Raw genomic sequence first — 24037 nt, forward strand, 5'->3', positions numbered from 1 at the left:
GGATTTGACCAAGTTCTATAATACCACCCTATGCATCCTAAATATGCAGCATAAGCAAATTTTTCTTCATTATTCATTGTCCATAATTTAAATTTACCTTTTTGATCGTTTTTATCAAACCAATTTACTAATTTTTTGAGTTATATAAATCGGAAGAATTAGCATATTGTATTAATAAATTTATAACTCTAAAATTTTATATATTGATATATCGTATTTTTCTGCATTTTTTGTAATTAATCCGGTATAGTTTTAGCATTTCTAAAAATACGCCCCTTTACTAAACTTTTAGGTATAGAATTTAAAAGATTAGTAACACTACGTTTAAGATATTCTTTATTTCCTTTATCTCTATTTATTTGTAATATTTTTTCCATCATGCATTTCAAATATCGGATTAACTTCATTAGGTTCAATATTAGAGATCAAAGCAAATTTAGAAAACTGATAAATATCATCATCTAGACTATGCTTATCTTCAGTAATAGAATTTAATAATTCTTTTGAAACACTTTGATTATTAAGCAATGCTATCCCATCTAGTAATCTCTTGGCACTAGGCTTTAATTCATTGCTAACAAGTTTTATATTTAGCTCAATTTTATCCTTAGAGGCTTTTATCTTTTTCTTGTATTTCTCTAAGTTTAAACCTTGTATTTGATTTAATATTTGTGCTCCTTGAACTATGAGAATCGGATAACCTCCAAATGCTTGAGTCAAACAATTTATTAATTCCAGATTTTTATTTTCCAATATATTTTTTGCAAGTAATGCAGCTTCCGGCTTAGTGAAAGCGTTTGCTTTGACTATGTTAGATAATAATTCATCGTCTTGGGTACAAATATAATATTACCTTTATACTCCCAATTAATACTTATTCTCGCCTATTTTTAAATTCTCAAACACCAATAACCATTTATCTTTACTTACTAAATAAACCATTAAATCTTTCTTCATCACTGCCATATCTTCTGAAATCACCGGTAATTTTACCTCGGTATTAATAGTTTTAGATAATTTGAGTAATTGCGGCTCTATATTTAGATTACAATCAATCAACCAAATTATGTTATAGTTATCTTTATTTTCATAAGCGTACATTCTAGCAAGCTGTGTTTTACCCATACAGCTTATCCCTACTACACTAGATTGCTTATATTTATTAAGATTTTCCTTTAAGTTTTTCCAATTGGGATACATGATTTATAAAATAGCTAACCGGTACAACGAAATTGGATATTTGGCTTTGAGCAAATATACTTCCGCTTATTAGAAACATAATAATCACTAACATATATTTTTTTCATAATATTTATTAATTTTAAATTCTTAGCTGTAAAATTTATATCTTTTCAACTAGAAGTCAATAAAATTTGAGGTTAGTGAAGGTATTGCACGGGGGGAAAAGTAGGTGATGTCATTCTCGAATAGGCTGAGGGTTGTTGTATGGCTCGTTTATGTCCTTCCCACGAAAGCGGGACTCCAGTAATTTAAAGATTATACACAATAAGTTTGTAAAATTAAAAGCTCGATTTATCTCGCTTTTTTCTGGATCCCTGCCTACGCGGGGATGTAATAGGTTTTGAGCCATGCAACAAGGCATGTAGGCGGGAAGAAAGAACAAACAAAGCCCCCTTTTTTCAAAGAGGGCTTTTTTCTGGAGGAACTTATAAACTTGCTAATCGGGAGCGATTAGAAGTTTACACGGACTTTTAGAGTACCTTGATGTGCAGTATATTTACTTGAAATCTGAGCATCGTAACCGATTCCGTACTCCATCTTAGCATCAGATCTTATGCTTGCACTTAAACCTAAATTATAAGATGTTTTAGTGGTTCTGTCAGGCTGGTTGATACACGGAGTAACTTGTCCGTCTAATACAGACTGAGTTTTAGATAATCTACCGGTTACTTTGTGAACCACAAAAGCGTGAACTTCTGGATATACCGCAAGATCAGTTATGTTCATAGTACTGCCGGCTACTTTAGCACCTACTATTAAATCGGTTCTATCGCTAAATTTGCTGTTAACTTGCTTGTTTGCAACTGTTGTACCGGTTTCTTTGTAGTTTTCGTCAGAAGACTTTAAGTAGCTAAGTCCTGCCATTGGAGTTACTAACACACCTTGCATTGCATTGTAATCATAACCGACTGTTAAGTTACCACCAAATGTCATGTTATCGTAATGACCGGCAGCAATTTGCTTGCTCATATTACCGTTAGCATCGAAGAAGTAACGCTGACTTTTGTTCTTCACTTGGTTTAAGCTAAATATTGCACTACCTTGAGCAAAGAAGTTCTTAACAAGCTGCTGGGCACCATATAGAGAGAATGAGAAACCGTTAACGTCGGTTTTATCACCTTTCTTATAATCTTGATGTTTTATATCAGTTTTAGTGATACCGATAGCAGCACCGATCATTAAATTATCGTTAGCTAGCGTATCTAAACCGATTACGACACCGGTGGTTTTAGCTTTATAACCAGCTAAACCACCTTTCTTACTTTGATGTGCATCAGTATAGAAAGGTTTTGCCCATATACCGTAAGCTACATTATCAATAGCCTCGTCACCTGCAGCAACCGCAGCCGATATTGCTCCAGCTTCAGGTCCAGCCATTTCAGCAGTTTCAGGAGTACCTAAATATCTAAGAGCACCTAATCTGTTACCAAGTTGAGCTTGGATATCTTTAGCTAAATCTAATTGTACATTAGTTATGGCCGCACTTGTATCGGTAACGATAGCTCCAACAAAGTTAGCAGAATTAGCACTATTTTTAGCTAAAAGAAGATTATTATATGCTGCAGTATTAGTTGCATTTACAAATGTTGTAACGTTCTGATCTACACCCGGTGCACCTCCAAACGGACTATTTGCGATATCATTAGTAACTACGTTTTCTGCATTGTTAGTACGTGTTATTACATAATCTTGGTTAGCAGCACGTATTAAACTGTAATTTACGAAACGATTACTTCCGGTTACAGCAAAGTTGGGACTTCCTAAAGTACCGTTAAATCTAGCACCACCTTGGATTAAAGTATAAGTTTGTGTACCACTGAAATTTGCATTGGCATTATCTTGTACTTTAATGGTTGTAGTTCCTGTGGTTGTTGTATTAACTTGCGCACCTTCCAAGATAACGATGTGACCTATATTACCGTTTGCTAATGTTAAAGTAGTTTCAATAGAAGTATTGTTTCCCCATGTTGAAGTACCACTTGCAAATGTTAAAGTATTTGTAACAAGATCGATTTTACCGTTAATAGCAGTAGCACCGCCGCCTAAAATTATATTAGAATTTACAATACCTAAGTTATAAGTACCAAAGTCTATGACTTGTGAATAAATATTTCCTTGTAATCCTGCACCACTATCACTACCTGTAAATCTAACAGAAGCTACAGGAGTATCTGAATCACCTATATTACCGACGAATGCATTACCTAAATAAGTTACAGTACCATTATTAGCTTTAGTAGTACCAATCATACTTGTAGAATTAGACAATATACCGTCAGCAAATCTTACATTACCGTTACCGTTAACACTTCCAAGAGTAATTTTACCGTCAAAACCTATTCCGGCTATACCGCCTGTAGTAACAGTTACACCGTCATTAATTGTTGCGTTAGTTGCAATAATATTACCTAAGTTGTTATAGTCTGTAGTAAACGTTACTTGCTTGAACTTTGAAGCGCCAATACCTGTGCCTAAGCCATAAACTGTACCAGGGGTATTAGGAACACCACCGCTAAGTGTGACAGTACCTTGATTATTGTTTAGAGTACTGATACCTGCATATAATGTAGTAGCATTAACGATTATGCCGTTATCGCTTCCAAGACCTAGATCTACGATATTATTTTGATCACCGATTACTTGACCGTCAGCGATGACACTATCAACACCTAAAACAACCACGCTAGGAACATCAAAACCTTTAGCTGTTTTATTACCTACGGTACTTTTAATTGTTAAAGGCATTGTGTTGCCTGCATCATTGAATGGAATGCCTCTAGGTAAGAATACAACTGCACCTAAACTTGAATTTTCAAAAGCAATCGTATCAGTCACGGCACCATGATGATTACCTGCATTACCTATCTCATTAATCACTACGTTACCGGGACCAGAAACCGTTATTTGTTTTAAAGCATTAACAGGTGCAGCTTGTTTGTTTAATGTTACGGTAATAGGACCGGTGTTAACGAATTCTACTATACCGGTACCATCGGCAGATGCAACACAGTCTGCAGTATAGTTACCACCGATTTGTAAGGTAGAATTAGCTGCAATTGTAGTGTTACCGTTAAATGTTGCATTACCTAAGAACTTAACAGTAGTACCGTTCTCTAATGCTACAGTATTAAACTTATTACCTTGCTGTCCACCGACTGTACCGCTTACTATATTTGTTCCACCGGCATTAAAGACGAAAGAACCTACGTTAGCATCGGTAGTAGTAATATTAGTAGCATATAAATTTACACCTTCACCAACATTTAATACAGTATCAACATTAACCCCTTTAGATCCAAAATTAATTTCTGCAAGTGGATTTGTAGCACTACCTAAATTTGTACCGGCTGCAAGAGTTGTACCATTATTGACAACAGGATTAAATATTATTTTACCTTGACCGGCAGCATTTGTAGTTCTTGTTATTAAATAAGTATCATGAGCGAATTGTACTGCACCGTCATTTCCAATAACTAACTCGTTAATAGCAACATTACCGTTACTTAAAACTGTTTTACTTGAGCCAATATTAAATTGTCCAAGAGTTTTATTATTATCTCCAATAGTACCGATTTTACCGTTAATAGTTAAAGTTTGAGCATTTGTTAGGCTACTCGCATCAACAACGCCTGTTTGATCAGTAGCTATAGCTAAATCAAAATCAACTACAATATTATTTTGAGTGCTTGTTAATTTAATAGTACCACCGTTAGCTTGCAAATCAATCGTTCCACCACCAGCACCGATAATATTTGCCCCACCAAGTGTTAATGTTTTTTTAGCATCGTTAGCTAAAGTAATGCGTTGTAACGCAGCAGCACCGCCAGCGTTCCCTATATCGCCGGTAATTGTAGCACTACCGTCTAAGGTAATAGTACCGGCTGCAAGAGCACCGCCGACAAGAGCAGTTTGGTTAACTTTACCGTTTATAACTGTACCGTCAGCAAGTTTAAAGATAGAACCGGCATTTCCTAAACGTAACTCGGCAGCATGTGTTCCTGATAATTGGACAACTCCGGCACCTGATGCTTCAATTGCTGTAATATTATTTGTCACCGCAACATTTGCATCTGCACTAGCACTTTCTAAAGTACCGTTAGCATCAAAAGTTATCACACCTGCAGTGTTACCGGGATTGCTAGCATCACCTGTAAAATTACCGGTAAGGGTTATAGCATTAGGAACTTTAATCTGTGCTGCAAGATTACCAAAATCAGTATTACCAAAGTTTGAGTCTTGGGTTATTGTAACTTTAGAAGCTGCTGTTTTAAAGGCAGTAGTACCGTCTGCACCAACATCAACTATGTGTCTAAAATTTACTTGCCCAGTTGCATTAGCACTTTGTATAACCATGTCTTTAGCATAAACTTGTCCATCGATTGTTGCTACCTTACCATTATCTACGCTAACAACAAATCCTGCAGCTCTACCTGCGCCATTATTAGTACCTATTACTGCATTAGCAGCGCCTGCATTAGCTGTAAGTTGACCGTCTACTGCAACAGTGTTAAATTCGATAACACCTTTTAGATTACCGCCTAAACTTCCTGTAATGTTAAAGTTGGTAGCAGCAGCATGCTTACTTAATAATACTAATCTACCCGTACCGTCTGTTCCAGTAAAATTAATAGTAGTACCACCTGCTTGTAAATTTAAAGTATTAGCATTATTAGCATCAGTATTGAATATGATACCTTGACCGTCAGCGATATTAATTGCCTTAACAGTAGCAAAACTTTTATTTGAAACTTGAATAAATCCATTAGTAACATTTAATGTACCGTTAACACCATTAGCTATTACAGCATTATCTCCAAGTATAAGAGGAGCTTTTTGAGTTGTAGGATTTGCTAAATTAAATACTAATGTAGAAGCCGGAGCACCGAAGTCTATTCTTCCTACACCTTTAAGATCATTATTGTCAATAGCAGCACCATTATTAAATTGTACAACAACATTTTGAGCATTTTTTGTAGCAGCAGCTTGTGCATTAGTAACACCTTGACCTGTTATAGTAAGAGTTTTACCGGCATTAAGCGTAAGGTTAAAGGAGTGAGCGTTATGAGCAACATTAGTGATGAACCCTAAGGTAGTATCTTCACTCACTGTCACTGCTAAATTGTTTGCAGTATTTAACAACAAACCGTTAAAACTACCGGCTGGAGTATTGAAATTAATACCATTATTAGCATTAGCAGTAATAACTGCATTTAGAGCAACTCCAACATTTGCAGGAGCGGCAGTTTGGTCAAATCCCGCACCATCAACAGTTGTAGCAGCGCCGTTTGTTGTTCTATTCTGCTGTATAGCAGCACCCATAGCTGAACCTGCAAAACTGGCTACTATGGTAGCTGTAGAAGCAGTTACCAACCCTGCGGAAATTAATTTTTTTAGAAAATTTGGTTTTTGAGCCATAATTTTTGTCCTATATTTAAGTTAAAATTTAGTACCTAGTATTAAAACAAGCTTATCAAACGTGAGTCAAGATATCCCACATTTGATAAAGAAATAACCTAATATTTTGTTTCAATAGTTTCTAAACTACGGGCTGAGCATACTATATATTGTATATAATTACAAGCATCGCTATAGTTTTTTTATAAAGTTTTAATAAATGTTATATTTTTACCACATTGGCGTTATGCCTTATCAGTGTCATCCCGTGGCTTGACCGCGGGATCCAAAAAAAATAACTTAATAAGTACACATTTTTGATTTTTTGAGATGGATACCGCTACAAGCTCGCAGTATGACACCAAGCACTGGATCCCATGGTCAAGTCACTGGATGACGAACTAATTATCCCCCTAATCTTTGTTAAATATTAGCACTTCAGCAGTATTTGCCCATTTTAGCATTTCGTCGTATTTAGTATGCCAAATACGCATAATTTCTTTTTCATATTCTACAATTTGCTCTTCGAATCCTTCAAATTGTTTCACCATTTGACGTGCTTTAAAAAGTATCGTGTCATTAGTAATGTCAAAAACTTTTTGCAAATGACGGTCTTGTTCTTCTTTATAATTTAAATGAGCTGCTCTACCAAGCTCCGCATCTTTATGCATATTTTCACTTCTTATCTGTATTTCAAAATTACGTTTAGAGTGTAAAAGCTGCATTATATTATGAAGAGACTGATAGCCGTTACTTTTTGGTCTATTGATATAATCTTTGGTGTATAACCAATCTAAATGCGGAGAACTCTTAACTATGTCCAAAGCATTATAGCATAGAGCTTTAGATTTAACTATAATCCTACATGCAATTAAGTCTTTCAATGCATCAATCGGCACTTCCTTCCTTTTCATCTTTTTTAAAACAGAATAAGGTTCTTTAAGACGCATATATATCTCATTTTCTATATCTGCTTTATTTAAATCTTCTTTAAGCAGATTAATAATATCACAAATCAAATCCCCTCCTGCTACCTAAAATTCTTTATATCTCTATATCTTAGTAAAGATTACCTATAGCTTATTTATAAAATTAATTCTTTAACTAAAAATTAAAAAACAGATTAATAGTAAAAATAAATTTTTTCAATATAATTGTTTAATTAATTTTAACTTAGATTAATTGGATAAGTTCCTTAATAGCCATTTTATCACAGACTGGGTCCTAAGAAGATACCGCGGTCGAGCCGCGGTATGACATTAAATGAATAATAGCATTACGCAATAAACAAGTCAGAAAATTTATCTATAGAACTTTCCGAAACACTACATAGAACTTCAGACATTTTGTTAAATTCTCCGGTACATTCAAGTACTATATCTACGCCTGCATCTAAAACTTCTTTGGTCATATCTGCCATACTACCGCTTAAAGCTTTCATATCTATTGCATCGGAAATAATCAGCCCTTTAAAGCCGATATTATTTTTAATATAGTCTATCACTTTTTTTGATAGGGTGGCAGGATTCTCAGGATCAAGAGCTTTATAAATTATATGTGCCGTCATAGCAAGTTTAATATTATCGTGCTTCGCGAGCTCCTTAAATACTTTAAAGTCTGTTTTTGCTAACTCTTCTATATCAACATCGACAATCGGTAATTTTTTATGGCTATCCACCGTAGCTCTACCATGGCCCGGAATATGTTTTATACAAGCCCCGACTTTCTCTTCTTGTAATCCGTCTATAGCAGCTAAACATAAAGGCACGACTACTTCCGGCTCCCCACCAAAACTTCTATCGCCGACTATCTTGTCTGCTCCTTCGTGGAGCAAATCCGCTACCGGTGCAAAATCTAGATTAATGCCTACTTCTCTCAGCTCTTTCGCAATATCACTATAATTTTGTTTACATGCTTGGGGATCAGTAAAAGTTTGAGCAGCCGGAGCGTCATAAAAAGTCGGTGCTATAAGCCTTTGTACCCTACCGCCTTCTTGATCTATAGAGATGATAGTATTTTCCCCTAATACTTCTTTTATATCTGCAATAAGCTTAATAAGGGCTTCTTTAACCTGCGCACCGTTATCATTCTTTCTAATATTACGACGGAATAAAACTACACCTAAAGGATTATGCTCTTCAAATAATTCTCTTTCGGCATCGGTTAATTCAGGACCAGATATACCTATAATTACTGGCTTTACCATTTGTCTTATTGTCATAATATGTTCTTTTCTTTAAAACGTGATATGACAAGTACTATACGCACGTCATCGAGGAATCGGCAAGAATTTTTTTTATTTGAAGAGACAAATTATGGAAATTGGTAAGTAATATATCGATTTTAGCGGTAGAAAGAGATGTAATATCTTTATTTAAAGATTTTTGGAGTAGATCAATATCATTAGCAGTATAATATTTTCTATTATTTATTTTATAATTAGATAAATCAGGGCTTTTTGTCTCTAGATATCTTAATTGATGTAAAGCAATATTTAAATGCTTAATCACTTCACTAGCAGAATAATATTTTTTTGTTAGCTTATTGTTTGTCATATACTCCGAATACAGATTTTGTTGCATGGCTCGTTTTATGTCATTCCCGCGTAGGCGGGAGTCCCAAAAATAACCTTAATATTGATACACATTATTGACACAATAAACCTAAAAAAACAAGTTTTTTATAGGTTTTACTGGATTCCTACTTTCGCGGGAATGACATAAAAAGCATTTTCTGAGATATACAACAAGCCAACAAATTATAACGAAGTTCATCGAGTAGATTCATTAATTAAAGCTTTTAATTTAGAAGAAGGGACAAAACGTAAATGCTTTTTTGATTCTATAATTACCAGTGCTTTGGTATGAAAATTTATTCCGGGACGTGGATTTTTTTGTTTCACCTCAAAGCTACCAAAATTCTTTAAAGTTAATTTTTGCGCTTTTGCTATTTCTAAAATATTAGAAAAAACCGTATGAACTATTTCCTCGCATAAATGATTTGAAAAACCCAATTTAGAGCTTAACATAGCTGCAATTTTTGCTTTGGTAATAGTCATAAATAATACCGGTTTTTAAGGGTGTATTGTCTGCAGTCATTGCGAGGAAAAACTATAAGTTGCGACGAAGCAATCTCAGAAGTTGATCCTACTTTATGAGATTGCCGCGTCGATGCTACGCATCTCCTCGCAATGACGTTAAAAAATTACGAATTTGCTTTTTCTTCATCGTTATTATATTCGTTAATATTTTTATTTAGCTCTTCTAATTTATCCACTAGGTGCTGACGTATTTTTTCTTGCTTCTTGCTGCCTGCTTTTTTATAAGCTTCCATTTTTGCTTTTACAGCATCTATAGATTTTTGCAGTTCTTCACCTTGTTTATCTTTCTGATCTTTCACATTCTTTTTTATCTCTGTAACGCTTTGGGCTATCTGATCATAAGTATTGCTTAAGGTCTGATTAAATTTATCGGCTCCCGTTTGTGCTAGATTTGTTAAATTGTCTTTTAATTCCTGTAAGTTTTCGGTAATTGTTTTTGTACTGCTTGTAGCTACTTCTGCAGTTTGTACTTCATTTGCTGTTGTTTCATCCTTGGTAGGCAAATCTGCAAAAATACTAGGTGTTAATAATAAAGTAGCGGTAGCACCTAAGGTTATTAAAAATTTTTTCATTATATTCTCCAATTATTTATGTTTATTATTATATTGTTCAACTTTCTTACTTAAATCATCAAGTTTTTTCACAAGAGTCTATCTATATTCTTCCACTTTATCATCTTTAATTTTCTGATAATCCTGTAACTCTTTCGTTAAATTTTTATATTGCGCTTTTATAGTTTCTAAAGAATGGTCTTTACTATCCTTAGCATATGCCTCTAAATCATTAATTTTGACGGATAATTTATCTGCTACTTCATGACATTTTTTATTAAAATCGACAGTAATAATTTTAGCAGAGTCCTTAAGATGTTAATGTAATTCTTCAAGTGCTTCACTTATAGTTCTTATAAAACCTCTTTCTTTATTGAAATAGTTAATAAAAATTAAACTTAAGTATTATATACCGGTATCATAAATAATATAATTATAAAAAGCAATTTTAAAAAGTACATATTGAATATATAGTTATTGTATCAAATAAATTTGAGGGTGTTATGACATTAGAACTAGGAAAAAAACTTCCCGATTTATCTTTACACATAGGTCAAGATAACGTAATTAAACTATCGGATTTAAAAGGAAAATTCGTAATATTATATTTTTACCCGAAAGACGATACACCTGGATGTACTATTGAAGCACAAGATTTTAACAAGCTAAAACCGGAATTCGATAAACTTAATACGGTAATTATCGGAGTATCCAAAGATAAGCTTGACTCTCATGATAAATTTAAAGAAAAATATAGTTTAGGATTTGATTTAGCCTCTGATGCAAATTCAAATTTATGCGAACAATTAGGGGTATGGATAGAAAAATCAATGTTCGGTAAAAAATATATGGGTATTGATAGAGCTACGTTTTTACTTGATAAGGAAGGCATAGTTAAGCATATTTGGCGGTCGGTAAATGCTAAAAATCACGCTCAAGAAGTACTTGAGAAATTACGGACTATGCTTTCTTAAAATGTCATACCGTGGCTCATTTTTTTGTCATTGCGAGGAAATTGCATAGCAATTGACGAAGCAATCTCAGGATATTGGACGAGATTGCCACGCAGCCTACGGCTGCTCGCAATGACGTTTCATTGCTTCCATCTATTGTGAAACCAAAACCATTGAGCAGGATTTTGCTTAACCCATTCTCCTAGCATTTGATTAATATTAAGCATAATATTATAGCAATCGGCTTTATTATCGCCGGTTTGCTCCAACTTTAATTGCGGATGAACTATTACTTTAAAATAACTGCCTTTAGTTCTAATGATTTGGCAAGGTATAATTGGATATTTATACTGCAAAGCAATTTTAGCTATGGCGCTTGCAGTCATAGCAGGATGCCCTAAAAAAGGCACTTCAATTCCATCGTTCATTTTTTGATCAACAAGCATAACAATAGCTTCACTCTCCTTGATAGCCCTGACTAAAGCTCTGCTACCTTCAGGACCTTTCGGTATAAGTCTTAATTTATCACCGGCACGACTTTCATTAACCAACTTGTTAACATATGGGTTATTTGCTTTACGATAAATTACGGCAACTTTCGGATAAAATTTATGAAGAATCTTAATACTAATATCCCAATTGGCAAAGTGACCGCTAAATAATAAAAAAGGTTGTCCTTCAAGTTTTTTAATATTTTCTATGCCGATTATTGCGATTCTACGCTCTAACTCGGCTTCATCCATCTTGCTAACATATGTAAATTCACCGATAAACCTACCAAAATTATCCCAAGTTTGATCTATGATTTTTTCAACATCACACATATAACCGAATACTACTTTAATATTTCGTCTAGCAATTTTATTAACAGCAAATAATATACCGACTTTTCTTGCTATAAAACTACAAATATCCGCCGCTTTATCTACACCGAATATTCCTATTACTTTCAGAAATATAACAACGATAAAATACTCAATTAAATATCTAAGCTTTTTTAAAAATTTTTTCATTTAATAAATCAGGATGGTTTATAGATAATTCTACATCTAGACAGACAATATTATTATTTAAATCATTAAACTTAACATGATCTTTTCTTGTAGTAACTAAGATAGCATTATGCTCTTTAGCTAATGAATATAAATTTTCTAAATCTGCTTGTAAATAATTATAATGATCAGGAAAAATTTTGTAACCGGTTATATTTAATCCGTAATTTTTTAAAGTCGCAAAGAAACGCTCAGGATTACCGATACCGCTAAAAGCAAAATAATTTTTAGTTTTATCTATATTATTTGAAGGAACTATTTGAGCATTTATTAACTTATTGACATAAGGAGTTAAAATCTGCGGTATTTTATCTTGGTGGCTACTGACTAAAAAAATTAAATCAGCTGCATCAAGGGCTTTATTTGGATATTGTCTTAAAGGACCGGCAGGAATTAGAAAACCGTTGCCGAAAAGCCTTTGGCTATCTACTGAGACTATAGTAAAGTCTTTATGAAAATAAGGATTTTGTAGGAAATCATCAACTATTATTATATCAGGTTTAAGTTCGTTAATTAACGGCACAATCTCTTTAATATTTTTAGTAGCAATAACTGCTCCGTACTTTGCAAGTATTACCCCCTCATCTCCTACCTCTAATGCTGTATGTCCTTGATGTATGGTAGTTGCACTTTTAAGGTTACTACCATAAGCCTTAGTTACTATTACAAAACTTACATTTCTAGCTTTTAGTAATTTGGCTAGATACATTACTATCTGCGTCTTACCCGTACCTCCTACGCTACAATTACCGACACAAATAACTTTAGCAGGCAACATAATAGGACGTGCTAAACTAGCTCGTAAATAGCCTAAAAATTGATATATCAAGCTTATAGGCAAAAGCAAATAAGCTATAATATTTCGCTTCTGCCAAAATTCAGGATATAAAAGTTTGATCATAGTTTAACATTTATAGTAGTTAAAAATAAAGTCAAACGGATTGATTGCTTTATTATCTAACAGAATTTCAAAATGCAAATGTTCACCCGTTGCATTACCAGTGCTTCCTTGTATACCGATAAATTGACCACGCTTAATTTTATTTCCTTCCTTGACTGACATTTCTTTTAAATGAGCATATTTCGTAACAAATTTGTGTCCATGTTTAATCTCAACAAAATTCCCGTAATCAGGTGCTCTAGCGGCTTTTATAACAATTCCGCTTGCTGCCGCATATATCGGTGCTGCTTTTTTAGCTTGTAAATCAATACCGCTATGGAAACATTTCTTTTTTCTTTTCTTTTTATGAGGACTTGTCCTAGTTCCGTAATGGCTAGTAATTTTCGGCTCATATTCCGGCATCATAAGTGGTATTGTACTAATTATTTTATCAAGCTTGGTTAATTCTGAGATATTATTCCTATGAGTTTGTTTTTTTGCAAAATAGCTAGCTTCCGGTTTAGAGAGAAACTTATATTTTGAATGTAGTTTTGTTACAACTGCTTTTATATTAGCTATTTTTATTTCGGCTGCTTTATTAAATTCTGCTGGGTTTTTATTATGTAATTTGTGTAAAAAAATCTTATTTTGTTTAGGGTTATTAATTATTAGACCTAAGTTTTTTGCATATATACATTTGCTATTTTTGTTTGTTAAATCATACTGTACTACTAAATCCGCATGGCTGATTTTATATTTTTGTTTTAATTGAGATGAAGTAGTAGCAAGTAACGTAGTATCACTAGATTTTTTAATACTGCTACAACCTTGAACAAGAAAAACTATAAACAGTAAAAAGATATATTTTTTAAAAGACATTAAAGATAAATGTATGTAAATTTCAAATTAAGAGTGCCACTTAAATATTCTGTTAATTGCTCTAATTCTCCTCTAATATTTGGAGGGTTAATTAACATTAACCCACACTTTACCATATTTTTATCACTATTTAAAAGCTCATATTCAATAATCATAGTTTCTTTAAATCCGATATTTTTGTAATTATGGTAAAAATCACGGACTAAAGATAAATCTTTTATAGGATACCAAATTAAGACAGTATTATTAAGAACTCGTAGCTTAATTTTTTTAAGTGCTTCAAGTAATTTTTGAAACTCATTTTTTACTTCAAAAGGCGGATCAAGAAAAATTAATCCTCTATTCTCTTTAAATGGTAGCAAAGCTTTGATAGCATTATAAGCATCTATATTATGCGTATCATTTGGTAATAATTTTTTTAAACTTAAATAATCGCTTGGATGAAGTTCGCAGGCAATTAAGCGATCATTTGGTCTTAATAATTGCTTAATTATAAAAGGTGAACCTGGGTAGTGACTTTTGCCTGCTATATTTATTATATTTAAAAAAGTTTGTAAGAGCTGAGGAATAGGATCGGTAGCTTGCAGTAATTTATTAATTCCCGTATCGCTTTCTAGAGTTTTAGACGCCGCCTCCGAGTTTAAATCGTAAAGACCTGGCCCAGTAAAAGCATCTAAAACCACAAAAGGTTTTTCTTTTTTCTTGAGCTGTTCTAAAATACTAATTAGGACTAAATGTTTGACTATATCGGCAAAATTGCCTGCATGATAAATATGACGATAGTTCATTTTAAATTAATCATAAATTTCACTTCTATGACCAACTCGCACGCATGGCTCTATGTCATTCCCGCTTTCGCAGGAATGACATAGAGCATATACTTTATAAACCATATTTCTTTTTTAAGAATTCCGTTGCTTCTGTTGAAGTAAGTAATTTATCACTTTTATTATTGCTTCTTGCTAAAGCAGTTTCTGCATCTGCTCTATCTTCTTTTAGTTCACGTAAATAATTTTTAATGGCTTCTCGTATTAGTAGATTTAGGCATCTCGTCTAATTTAGCTACAGTAATTATATATTATATCATAGTATAATTTACTGTGCAATCTTTCGTAAAAGCAGTGTAGATTAATACTATAACCTTTAATTAGACATTCTTTAAGTAAGTTAGTAGCCCATTTTCTGAAAGCGATCCCTCTATTAGAATTTACCCTATATCCTACTGATATTATCATATCTAAATTATAGTATTCTACTTGGTATGTTTTACCATCAGCGGCAGTATGTACAAAATTTGCACATACTATATAGTTTTCTTTCTTTTAGAATTTTATTAATATGTTTTGTAATAACTGTTCTATCTTTGTCAAAAAGTTTAGCATTGCCTAGAAAAAGTTGTTTTATAGTGTAGTTTAGCTTTCCGATGTCATTTTCGCGAAAGCGGGAATGACATCGAGTTTTTTATTTACTATCATTTAGTTAGCAATGCCTTGCTTTAAACATTTTTTATAAGTGTAAGCCATTCTTCTTCATCAATAATTTTAATATTAAGCTCTTTAGCTTTTTTAAGTTTACTGCCTGCATCAACGCCGGCTACAACTAAATCCGTGTTCGATGATACGCCAACTGCAACTTTAGCCCCAAGCTTCTCAGCCGTTGCTTTAGCTTCTGCTCTAGATATCGTCGGTAAACTACCGGTAAATACGACTATCTTGTCCGTTAAACTACTCTGTTCTCTAGTCTCTTTATAATCTTCAATATTTAATATTTCACCAAGTTTTTTGATAAGCTCAATATTTTCTTTAACATCAAAAAAATCAATAATATCTACTAAAATCTTATCACCGATTCCTTCTAAATTGTTTAGTTTTTGATAAATATCAGGCTCATTTGTTCTAAGCAATTCCATTTGAGCTATAAAATTATTATAGCTGCCAAATTCTCTAGCAAGTAATTTAGCATTTTGTTCACCGATATGCCTTATGCCTAATGCATATATAAATCTTGGCAAACTAACGTTTTTTGATTTTTCTATATTTTTAAAAAGATTTTCTACTGATTTTTTACCCCATCCATCCATATTTTCAAGTTTTGCTAAGCTAGAGTCATTTTTTTCTTTTAAAAAGAAAATATCTAAAGGATTACTAATCAATCCCTTATCTATTAAAAACTCAACTTGCTTACGCCCAAGCCCCTCAATATCCATAGCATTTTTCGATACAAAATGACGGATACGCTCATAATTCTGAGCAGGGCAGTTAAGGCCATTATCACAGCGTATAATAATATCTTCAGGCGTATAATGCAATTTAGAATTGCATGACAGACAAAATAAAGGAGTATCAAACGTTTCTGTATCATTAGGACGTTTATCAAAATCAACTCCCATGATTTTAGGAATAACGTCACCAGCACGTTGCAGGAATACATAATCCTTAATCCGCAAATCTTTTCGTGCAATTTCTTGGAAATTATGTAATGTTGCTCTACTAACAGTGACCCCGCCTATTTCTATGGGTTCAAGTTCGGCTACTGGCGTTAACGTACCAGTTCTACCGACCTGTACAGTAATAGAAAGTAACTTTGTTTGTCCTATTATTGCAGGAAATTTATGAGCGGTAGCAAAGCGTGGATTTCGTGCAATAAAGCCCATTCTATTTTGCAGTGCAAAATCATTTAGCTTATATACTACTCCATCAATTTCATAAGGTAAATTTTCTCTATTTGTTTTGAGATATTCGTAAAAGGCAAAAATTTCTTCTTCAGAACTCGCAAGTTTAGATATTTCATTAATGTTAAAGCCGCATTCTTTTAATTTTGTAAGTAATTGATCTTGTGAAGAAGCGAGATTCTGTTCAGTTACCCCTCCTGAATATACAAAATATTTGAGCGGTCTTTTAGCCGTAATAGAAGAATCAAGCTGACGAAGTGATCCGGCAGCAGCATTACGAGGATTGGCAAATTTATCCTTGCCCTGCTCTTCTTGTTCTTTATTTAGATTTAAAAAATCTTGTTTTTCAATATAAATTTCCCCTCGTACTTCTAAAAACTCCGGAACATTATCTATTTTATGAGGAAAATTTTTGATTGTTTTAATATTTGCTGTTATATCTTCACCGACATATCCGTCACCTCTTGTAGCTCCCGTTGTAAGCACCCCGTGTTTATAAACAGCAGAAAAAGACACACCGTCTATTTTAGGTTCACAAAAGATAGGAGCAAACTCATTAAGGCGTAAGAAAATTTTTATGCGGTCTACAAAATCTCTCACATCTTGCTCATCAAAAGCATTACTGAGAGATAGCATGGGCACTTGATGCGTAACTTTAGCAAATTTATTTGCTATTTTAGCCCCTACTTTTTTGCTAGGACTATTTTCTAAAATTAAATGAGGAAATTTTTGTTCTAACTTGAGATTGGTATTAAATAGCTGATCATACTCGCTATCAGAAACTAAAGGATTATCTTCTATATAATAAGCATGGTTATACGCTGCAATTTTATCAGCGAGTTCTTCTAGTAATTTTTGTGCTTCCTCTTCAGATATTAAATCAATATTTTGCATTAGTAGTTCATACTTTTATTTTAATTTACAATCAAATCCAATTCCTAAAATTTTTATTTTCTTCAAAATCGCTAATTGCTCGTTTTAGTCTTTCAGCATTTTTAGGACTTTTTAACCAGTATAGTTTCCTCCATAGCATTATGATCTTCAAGCGACATAATAACCCACCGGTTTTTGTTTTTGTCTAGTTACAATCACTTAAGTGTGATCTGCACAAACTTTTTTCATAACATAACCTACTTAAGTACGTTTACATGTAATAAGGCATGTTTTATAACTAGTCACTTTAAGAATCAAAATCAAAATCTTTACCTAGTTTAATATATGCTCTAATACGGCTCATGAGATTTTGGAAATATGTTAAATTATGCCATGTCATTAGCATAGAGCCAAGTATTTCACCGATTCTAACTAAATGATGTAGATAAGCTTTACTATAGTTTCTACAAGCAGGACATAGGCAATCATGTTCTAGCGGCTTGTTATCATCGGCATATTTGCTATTGCGGATATTTACCGTACCGTATTTCGTAAAAGCCTGACCGTTGCGACCTGAGCGTGTCGGGATTACGCAGTCAAACATATCGATACCCCTGCTAACCGCACCTATAATATCAGCAGGCTTACCGACTCCCATTAAATAACGCGGCTTATTTTGCGGCAGAAAATCAGGAGCATAATCAAGTACTTTAAACATAAGCTCCTGCCCCTCACCTACTGCAAGTCCACCTATAGCATAACCGTCAAAATCAAGTTCTACTAGATCCTTAGCCGATTGCTCACGTAATTCTTCGTAAACGCTACCTTGAATAATACCGAATTGTGCATAGCCTTCCCGCTTAACAAAAGTATTACGTGATCTATTCGCCCATCTAGTCGTAAGCTGCATAGAAGTTTTAGCTTCTTCAAAGGTTGCAGGGTAAGGCGTACATTCATCAAAAGCCATAGTGATTGTGCTACCGAGCAGATATTGTATTTCGGTAGAACGCTCAGGAGTTAACATATATTTATCGCCGTTAATATGAGAGCTGAAACTTACTCCCTCTTCGGTGATCTTGCATAACTTCGATAGCGACATTACCTGAAAACCGCCAGAATCGGTTAATATCGGCTTATCCCAATTCATGAATTTATGTAAGCCACCAAGCTGTACTATACGTTCGGCAGTCGGCTGAAGCATTAAGTGGTAAGTATTGCCAAGCAATATATCCGCCCCCGTTTCTGCTACCGATTCAGGTAGCATTGCCTTAACCGTTCCTCTAGTTCCAACTGGCATAAAAGCGGGTGTACGCATCTCACCGTGTGCGGTTACGATAATACCGCTTCTAGCTTTTTTATGCTGATGATGAATATTAAAAGAAAATTTTGACACTGATAATCACTTATTTTTAAAAGCAATATCTTAGCATACTATAGTTTATCCTGGAATATAAAAATTAAGATTAAAAGCAGATATCACCTAAAAGCAGTTGTTTTATGCTGTAATTTAGCCTTCCGATGTCATTCCCGCGTAATGATAATCTTTTCAACTCTAAATAATTATAGTCATTGACTTATTTTAATTACTTTATAGATTACTTTTCTTAAAAATGATAATTAAACTCTGTCATTCATAATATAATTTAATTTATAAGAGTTAAAATATGGAAAATAAAGAAGAAGAAACTTTAACCTTTGAGTGAATAATAGATGAAGAGGAGGAAAAGCGTTTAAAAGCTCACAATGCAAGGAAAGAGCTTAAGTTAATATTAATAACATTTGCTATTATTCTCACTAGTTTTTTAACTTTTTGTTATTTCTTTTTTAAATATATAGAAGAAAAAGCAGCAGGGTATAAATGACAGCAAGAACAAGAAGCAAAAATAAATAATAACACAAAATGAAATTGTTTAAATACAATGTAACCAAAAACTATTAATCTATTTAAAGTTAAAAAATTATTTGTTATTACAATTTTTACACTTTTGCTTTAATTGTAATCAACTATTATTAATATAAATAAAATAACTTTTATGGAAGATATAAACTCTTGGAAAGAAAAGTTTGAAATTTGTGTTTACGCTAAAAAGCTAGTTGATAAACTCGAATATTTAAACACTAAAGTAAAAAATCCTGTTGATATAGAGGCAGTTAAAACAGGTATCTACTACGCTCGTAAATATCATGGTGCACAAATGCGTCAGTCAGGTGATCCGTATTATTCGCACCCGATCGAAGTAGAGATTATGCTTGCAAAGTTTGTAGCAGACGAAGCGCCTAAGCTTTTTACTTCTAATATGATAAATGCTGCTCTACTTCCACTATACTATTGAGGATACAGAACTTACTGAAAAGCTGATCATCGAAATTTTTGGTAAAGTAAATAGCAAAACATGTAGAAGGTTTAACTAGAATTAAACCTCACGGACAAATCAGTGTCGAGGAAAGCTTAAACCTATTAATTAAGCAAAAAAGATAGGATACAGCACTTATAAAATTATTTGATCGTATTCATAATGTACAAACATTAGGAGCTAAATAACCTGAAAAAGCGAAGCAGATCATTGTGGAAACATTTAAGAAGTTTCTAGTTGTTGCTATACATTTAGAGTGTTATGAAATTGAAGAAAAGTTTAATGAAATTTGCTATAGGTTTTTATACAAAGATAAATATCATTATTCACTATGAATAACCTGCTTCTTTTTCCAACTTTTGAAAATGATTTAGACCAAACATACAAATTATAAGTAATGGAACCATCACAACAAACAAACCATATTGACCCAAATATTTTGTTAAATATATAATTCCAAGCGAAGTGATTATACACATTAAGGCTCTAGAAACAGCATATATAATACTACTGTAAAGCGTTTAAAAACCGGAGCCTAAAAAAGATTGAAACAGCAGGAACAGTATCAAATGAACATATTATCAAACCTATTTGAATTAAAAGAAGCCGGAAAGGTGTAGTTGTATTTTTTAAAAGGTATGGTGCAAATAGAATCAATATAAGAGTAAAGCTAATTTTACTCTAAGAATTTTTAAAGGATATATTTTATAACTTAGAAAACATATTTAAAGACATACTAGCTAGGTGGAACATTGAAATAATAAAATTATGATGAACAACCTGAGCTGCACTATATCCAAATGCATTCTTTAAAACTTCACCACAAGTAATATAAGTATAGTAGAAAATATGGGCCAAGCACAACCATTATGAAAAAATATATAGTTGTCTTCTTATTAGGTTTTTGGTAAAAAATCTCATCGTTTTTTAATTCTTTTTTGTCAATATTTGCTTTTTCATATTTTCGTAAAAGTCTAGCACTTGCATCTACAAAATCAAGCGTTTCTCTAAGATGAGCTTTAGCGTAACCTCTCACAACTACAATAATTGCATCTATCCAAACGGCAAGACGCCAATTAAATCCTTGAGTAGTAACTAAAGATACTATAGCTAAAGCTACAGTTGTCCCAATTACTGATGCTACGGCAATAAAAGAAACTACGGAATATTGTATAGGTGGTTTTGTAATTTCAGTTAAATAAAGTTCTGCTACTACTATTGCACCTACAGAAGCTATACCTTGAATTGCACGGCAAATTGTGATTAATACAGCAGCAAAATAACCTACTTGTTCATAAGTATAATTATACAGGATAAAGCCATTAAGGTAGATAATAACAGTAGATTTTCTAATTTATATCTATCACCTATTCAACCAAAAACATATGCTCCTAGTGGTCTAAATATAAAGGTAGCACAAAAGGTAAAGGCAGAGAGAAGAGCAGCTGCACTCGCATCATATGTAGGAAAGAACAATGCATTGATACTGCTAAATGGACGTACAACATTAAATCACAATACTCAAGAAAAGTAGCTGTAGATAAAATTCCTGTGGCTGCTTTTTGGTCGCTTGTTAAACTTCTCTGTTCTTTTTCATAGCCTAGAATAAATTCTTTGCAAAAAATTAAATTGTAAAGAAATTTATACTGTTTTATATAAAAGTCAATAGAAAATTTCACTTTACACGATAAATAAGCAAAGGAAGTACAACTTAATATATTCCGTGAATTGATAGAAAGAAGCTATAATATATTGCGATGTTTTTTATAGTTGTAATTATATAGATTTAACTGTATTCCCCAGCAAATAGTAACGTTAAAAGCAAGAAACAAGCTAACAATTAGTACTTTAAATTTACTTTATTTTTTAGCATGGATAGATATGTGATAAATAAACTAATTGAGAGAAAAAATAAATAATATACAGTAATAATGGTTCATTTTTAGATTGAAAAGTAAAAATACTATACTATCATTGGTAGTTATAATTAAATATATTCAAAATATGCTTTTTCAATCACTAAATTTATACTCTATCTTAGTTGTAGGTCTTACAGCTACTTTTATCGTGTTTATGCGTCAATTATCTTATTACAAACAGCAAATTATTAATAAGGATTTAAAAATAATACCTGCATATTTTGATAAAAAAATGTTATATAAAATTCTTAATAATAACTGCGATAGATATTCTGCTCTTGAAATGATTAAATCATATTTTAAGTTGAAAACTGCAAGATAGTTATCATATGCAGAACTTGAAAATGATAAGCAATTAAGCGAATTATTTAGAGATTCTTTAAACTATTTTATGATTTTATATCAAAATCCGATAAATCAGTTACAGTAAATAAAGTGTTTAGTATACAAGATGAACATAACAATACTCATAAATCATATGTGTTGTTAGAGAAAAATAAAATATCGGACAAAACACATCAAATGCTTATATATGTCAAAGTACATTATATAATGACCAAAGACGATGAAGAAAGCTTAAACACTTTCATACACTTGGCTAAGATAATGTAGATTTCCCAAAAACAAAATCAGACACTCAAATAACAAATTTAAGAGTGAGCTTAACGAAGTCGTATAAGCGAACCTTACCAAATGCAGTATCAAGAGCTTAATATTGAAACTATATTTTTAAGTAAGACAGAGTTATTTAAAGCTCGGTTTAGAGTTACCTAAACCGAGAGATAAATTATTACTTACCTAAAAGTGGATATGTAACATTTTTTAAGAATTTTCTTTTAATATAAGTACATACTAAAAATGTCATTACGGTACTTGGAACATAGCAAATTATCGTAGGTAAATATCTTATTAAGGTCTTAGTTGAGACTAAGTCAGTAAACGACGTACTGATGCTCTCTACTAACTCTCTACTTTTTGATCTTAAACAATCTAAAGTACGATATCTATTTTTGTATTTTAAATAACATCTCACAGCTTCAATAACCATAGAAGATATAATAGAAATTATTCCGCTTTGCATAAGAAAATAAAATTCCAGACTATCCGAACAATAACAATAATTAGCAATAATTATTAAAAACTAAACCTAGAATATTAAAAAAATAGACAAATGGTTTGCCATCAGATTTCTCTTCTTGCTTAATGCTACTTTTTAATAATTCATATATTAGAGATTTTAACATGGAATTACCTATTTCATAAGAATAGCGAGCAATACACCTACACCAAAAGCGTAAGCAAAATTCCGCAAAGGGTGGTCACGTGTCGACTCACATAAATCCGCTACATTAGCTTTACCTTTATCCATTCCTTTATCTTTATAATGTTCCATAACGGGATGATAAATTACCTAACTGCTCATCTAGAATATCTCCGGATTACCTTTTAAATTACGTAATCTTGACACTAAGCTTTCAATATCTTTTTTGATACCTTCGACATCTGCTTTAGCAGAGTTTGAATTTGATTCTTTCATAATTTACTCCTTTATTAGTTTACATTTTGTTAAGCAAATTATTTTGCCTACAAAACTTATACGATGCTCCTCTTATAAGAACTTTACAATAGCTTAAACAATAAAAAAACCGAATCTAAACTAGATTCGGCTAAATTTAATGATTTTTTATTTCGTATTACTTCTACTTACTACCGAATGAAGAAACAATTTTGTTAATTAATGATTCAATATTAATTGCTGATTGAGTATATTTTATCTCTTCATTAGCCGCTAAATTTTCATCGTCATTACCTGGTACAATTGAAATATATTTACCTCCAAGTAACCCGCTGGTGACTACTTGGGCTTTAGAATCTTTAGGTATTTTAACATCATCATTAATATTTAGATATACACTTGCATCAAAACTATTTGGATCTAAAGTAATTTGCTTTACACTACCGATTTTTATACCTGAAATCATTACGTCGCTTCCAACTGCTATCCCTTCCGCACTTTGGAAATGAGCAGTTACCTGATATCCTTTTGAGCTAGTTATAGAACTACCTGTTTTGTAAGCAAAAATCAAAAATAGCAAAGCAATAATTAATACTACAAAGCCTATAATTGTTTCAATAATGTTCTGTTGCATTGTTTTTTATATTTTATTA

At 32.6% G+C, this 24037-nt stretch carries 23 protein-coding genes and 2 pseudogenes; 5 read left to right on the forward strand and 20 right to left on the reverse strand.

Going from position 1 to position 24037, the window contains the following annotated elements:
• Positions 1-236 precede the first annotated feature (236 nt).
• The 9 genes from BTU51_RS08345 to BTU51_RS06235 form a co-directional block, all read right to left on the reverse strand.
• Positions 237-380 (reverse strand): hypothetical protein, encoded by a 144-nt coding sequence (locus BTU51_RS08345; protein ID WP_155105210.1) that lies wholly within the window; start codon positions 378-380, stop codon positions 237-239.
• Positions 352-753, reverse strand: a complete 402-nt coding sequence (locus BTU51_RS09495) for a hypothetical protein (RefSeq protein WP_080582447.1) — start codon at positions 751-753, stop codon at positions 352-354. The genes BTU51_RS08345 and BTU51_RS09495 overlap by 29 nt, the downstream gene beginning before the upstream one ends.
• Before the next feature lie 114 nt (positions 754-867).
• A complete protein-coding gene (locus BTU51_RS09500) occupies positions 868-1200 on the reverse strand; it encodes a hypothetical protein (RefSeq protein ID WP_230453547.1) in 333 nt (110 codons plus the stop codon).
• A gap of 492 nt (positions 1201-1692) precedes the next feature.
• Complete coding sequence (ompB, locus tag BTU51_RS06205) at positions 1693-6657, reverse strand: outer membrane protein OmpB (protein WP_012262562.1); 4965 nt, start codon at positions 6655-6657, stop codon at positions 1693-1695.
• A gap of 392 nt (positions 6658-7049) precedes the next feature.
• Positions 7050-7655, reverse strand: a complete 606-nt coding sequence (locus BTU51_RS06215; RefSeq protein ID WP_012151220.1) for a guanosine polyphosphate pyrophosphohydrolase — start codon at positions 7653-7655, stop codon at positions 7050-7052.
• Positions 7656-7912: 257 nt separating this feature from the next.
• A complete protein-coding gene (nagZ, locus tag BTU51_RS06220; RefSeq protein WP_012151221.1) occupies positions 7913-8857 on the reverse strand; it encodes a beta-N-acetylhexosaminidase in 945 nt (314 codons plus the stop codon).
• A 37-nt stretch (positions 8858-8894) separates the two neighbouring features.
• Entirely contained in the window at positions 8895-9191 is a 297-nt protein-coding gene (locus tag BTU51_RS06225) for a MerR family transcriptional regulator (protein WP_012151222.1), read from the reverse strand.
• Positions 9192-9406: 215 nt separating this feature from the next.
• Positions 9407-9694 carry an HU family DNA-binding protein gene (locus BTU51_RS06230; protein ID WP_012151223.1) on the reverse strand — a complete coding sequence of 96 codons (288 nt, stop codon included), beginning with the start codon at positions 9692-9694 and terminating at the stop codon, positions 9407-9409.
• Between the two features lie 146 nt (positions 9695-9840).
• A complete protein-coding gene (locus BTU51_RS06235; RefSeq protein ID WP_012151224.1) occupies positions 9841-10308 on the reverse strand; it encodes a hypothetical protein in 468 nt (155 codons plus the stop codon).
• Between the two features lie 482 nt (positions 10309-10790).
• Here BTU51_RS06235 and bcp point away from each other — a divergent pair, with 482 nt between their 5' ends.
• Positions 10791-11261: a thioredoxin-dependent thiol peroxidase gene (bcp, locus tag BTU51_RS06245; protein WP_004997602.1), complete on the forward strand. Its 471-nt coding sequence runs from the start codon at positions 10791-10793 to the stop codon at positions 11259-11261.
• Between the two features lie 119 nt (positions 11262-11380).
• Here the strand turns inward: bcp and BTU51_RS06250 are convergent, their stop codons facing one another.
• The 7 genes from BTU51_RS06250 to tgt all read right to left on the reverse strand — a co-directional run bounded on the left by BTU51_RS06250 (position 11381) and on the right by tgt (position 18988).
• Positions 11381-12253 carry a lipid A biosynthesis lauroyl acyltransferase gene (locus BTU51_RS06250; RefSeq protein WP_012151225.1) on the reverse strand — a complete coding sequence of 291 codons (873 nt, stop codon included), beginning with the start codon at positions 12251-12253 and terminating at the stop codon, positions 11381-11383.
• A complete protein-coding gene (gene lpxK / locus BTU51_RS06255) occupies positions 12228-13193 on the reverse strand; it encodes a tetraacyldisaccharide 4'-kinase (RefSeq protein ID WP_012151226.1) in 966 nt (321 codons plus the stop codon). The genes BTU51_RS06250 and lpxK overlap by 26 nt, the downstream gene beginning before the upstream one ends.
• 3 nt (positions 13194-13196) lie before the next feature.
• The gene (locus tag BTU51_RS06260; protein WP_012151227.1) at positions 13197-14051 is read right to left on the reverse strand and encodes a M23 family metallopeptidase; all 855 of its coding nucleotides are present in this window, start codon (positions 14049-14051) and stop codon (positions 13197-13199) included.
• Positions 14051-14839 carry a 23S rRNA (adenine(2030)-N(6))-methyltransferase RlmJ gene (locus BTU51_RS06265; protein ID WP_012151228.1) on the reverse strand — a complete coding sequence of 263 codons (789 nt, stop codon included), beginning with the start codon at positions 14837-14839 and terminating at the stop codon, positions 14051-14053. Before BTU51_RS06265 ends, BTU51_RS06260 begins: the two co-directional genes overlap by 1 nt.
• 270 nt (positions 14840-15109) lie before the next feature.
• Positions 15110-15358, reverse strand: a complete 249-nt coding sequence (gene rhuM, locus BTU51_RS06275; protein WP_075807930.1) for a RhuM family protein — start codon at positions 15356-15358, stop codon at positions 15110-15112.
• A 188-nt stretch (positions 15359-15546) separates the two neighbouring features.
• Complete coding sequence (ligA, locus tag BTU51_RS06280) at positions 15547-17616, reverse strand: NAD-dependent DNA ligase LigA (protein WP_012151229.1); 2070 nt, start codon at positions 17614-17616, stop codon at positions 15547-15549.
• Between the two features lie 286 nt (positions 17617-17902).
• Positions 17903-18988, reverse strand: a complete 1086-nt coding sequence (gene tgt / locus BTU51_RS06290) for a tRNA guanosine(34) transglycosylase Tgt (protein ID WP_012151231.1) — start codon at positions 18986-18988, stop codon at positions 17903-17905.
• Positions 18989-19298: 310 nt separating this feature from the next.
• On the opposite strand from tgt, the gene BTU51_RS10250 reads away from it, so the two are divergent.
• Positions 19299-19457, forward strand: a complete 159-nt coding sequence (locus tag BTU51_RS10250; RefSeq protein WP_458693784.1) for an RC1041 family protein — start codon at positions 19299-19301, stop codon at positions 19455-19457.
• Positions 19458-19628: 171 nt separating this feature from the next.
• Positions 19629-19928, forward strand: a complete 300-nt coding sequence (locus BTU51_RS06300) for a bifunctional (p)ppGpp synthetase/guanosine-3',5'-bis(diphosphate) 3'-pyrophosphohydrolase (protein ID WP_012151232.1) — start codon at positions 19629-19631, stop codon at positions 19926-19928.
• An 838-nt stretch (positions 19929-20766) separates the two neighbouring features.
• On the opposite strand, the gene BTU51_RS08900 is transcribed toward BTU51_RS06300, so the two are convergent.
• Positions 20767-21303: an MFS transporter gene (locus tag BTU51_RS08900; RefSeq protein WP_329518431.1), complete on the reverse strand. Its 537-nt coding sequence runs from the start codon at positions 21301-21303 to the stop codon at positions 20767-20769.
• Between BTU51_RS08900 and BTU51_RS08905 the strand changes: the two genes are divergently transcribed.
• Both BTU51_RS08905 and BTU51_RS10055 read left to right on the forward strand, forming a co-directional pair.
• The gene (locus BTU51_RS08905; RefSeq protein ID WP_041472478.1) at positions 21238-21483 is read left to right on the forward strand and encodes a hypothetical protein; all 246 of its coding nucleotides are present in this window, start codon (positions 21238-21240) and stop codon (positions 21481-21483) included. The two genes, BTU51_RS08900 and BTU51_RS08905, sit on opposite strands and share 66 nt — an antisense overlap.
• 440 nt (positions 21484-21923) lie before the next feature.
• Positions 21924-22480: pseudogene (locus BTU51_RS10055) on the forward strand (hypothetical protein).
• A gap of 178 nt (positions 22481-22658) precedes the next feature.
• Here BTU51_RS10055 and BTU51_RS10060 read toward each other — a convergent pair.
• The 3 genes and pseudogenes from BTU51_RS10060 to mlaD form a co-directional block, all read right to left on the reverse strand.
• Entirely contained in the window at positions 22659-22949 is a 291-nt protein-coding gene (locus BTU51_RS10060; RefSeq protein WP_012262567.1) for a hypothetical protein, read from the reverse strand.
• Positions 22950-23120: 171 nt separating this feature from the next.
• A pseudogene (locus BTU51_RS10065) lies at positions 23121-23405 on the reverse strand (hypothetical protein).
• 163 nt (positions 23406-23568) lie between these two features.
• Entirely contained in the window at positions 23569-24018 is a 450-nt protein-coding gene (mlaD, locus tag BTU51_RS06320) for an outer membrane lipid asymmetry maintenance protein MlaD (protein ID WP_004997581.1), read from the reverse strand.
• Positions 24019-24037: the final 19 nt, after the last annotated feature.

The sequence above is a fragment of the Rickettsia rickettsii genome (genome assembly GCF_001951015.1).
Lineage (GTDB): Bacteria > Pseudomonadota > Alphaproteobacteria > Rickettsiales > Rickettsiaceae > Rickettsia > Rickettsia rickettsii.

Bases quoted from the DNA above. Each gene is read 5' to 3' on its own strand.
- BTU51_RS06265 (WP_012151228.1), bottom strand. From the start codon at position 14,839: ATGAACTATCGTCATATTTATCATGCAGGCAATTTTGCCGATATAGTC.
- BTU51_RS06235 (WP_012151224.1), bottom strand. From the start codon at position 10,308: ATGAAAAAATTTTTAATAACCTTAGGTGCTACCGCTACTTTATTATTA.
- lpxK (WP_012151226.1), bottom strand. From the start codon at position 13,193: ATGATCAAACTTTTATATCCTGAATTTTGGCAGAAGCGAAATATTATA.
- nagZ (WP_012151221.1), bottom strand. From the start codon at position 8,857: ATGACAATAAGACAAATGGTAAAGCCAGTAATTATAGGTATATCTGGT.
- BTU51_RS08345 (WP_155105210.1), bottom strand. From the start codon at position 380: ATGATGGAAAAAATATTACAAATAAATAGAGATAAAGGAAATAAAGAA.
- BTU51_RS06225 (WP_012151222.1), bottom strand. From the start codon at position 9,191: ATGACAAACAATAAGCTAACAAAAAAATATTATTCTGCTAGTGAAGTG.
- BTU51_RS06250 (WP_012151225.1), bottom strand. From the start codon at position 12,253: ATGAAAAAATTTTTAAAAAAGCTTAGATATTTAATTGAGTATTTTATC.
- BTU51_RS06260 (WP_012151227.1), bottom strand. From the start codon at position 14,051: ATGTCTTTTAAAAAATATATCTTTTTACTGTTTATAGTTTTTCTTGTT.
- BTU51_RS10060 (WP_012262567.1), bottom strand. From the start codon at position 22,949: ATGCAAAGCGGAATAATTTCTATTATATCTTCTATGGTTATTGAAGCT.
- BTU51_RS06230 (WP_012151223.1), bottom strand. From the start codon at position 9,694: ATGACTATTACCAAAGCAAAAATTGCAGCTATGTTAAGCTCTAAATTG.
- ligA (WP_012151229.1), bottom strand. From the start codon at position 17,616: ATGCAAAATATTGATTTAATATCTGAAGAGGAAGCACAAAAATTACTA.
- bcp (WP_004997602.1), top strand. From the start codon at position 10,791: ATGACATTAGAACTAGGAAAAAAACTTCCCGATTTATCTTTACACATA.
- BTU51_RS06300 (WP_012151232.1), top strand. From the start codon at position 19,629: ATGGAAGATATAAACTCTTGGAAAGAAAAGTTTGAAATTTGTGTTTAC.
- BTU51_RS09500 (WP_230453547.1), bottom strand. From the start codon at position 1,200: ATGTATCCCAATTGGAAAAACTTAAAGGAAAATCTTAATAAATATAAG.
- ompB (WP_012262562.1), bottom strand. From the start codon at position 6,657: ATGGCTCAAAAACCAAATTTTCTAAAAAAATTAATTTCCGCAGGGTTG.
- mlaD (WP_004997581.1), bottom strand. From the start codon at position 24,018: ATGCAACAGAACATTATTGAAACAATTATAGGCTTTGTAGTATTAATT.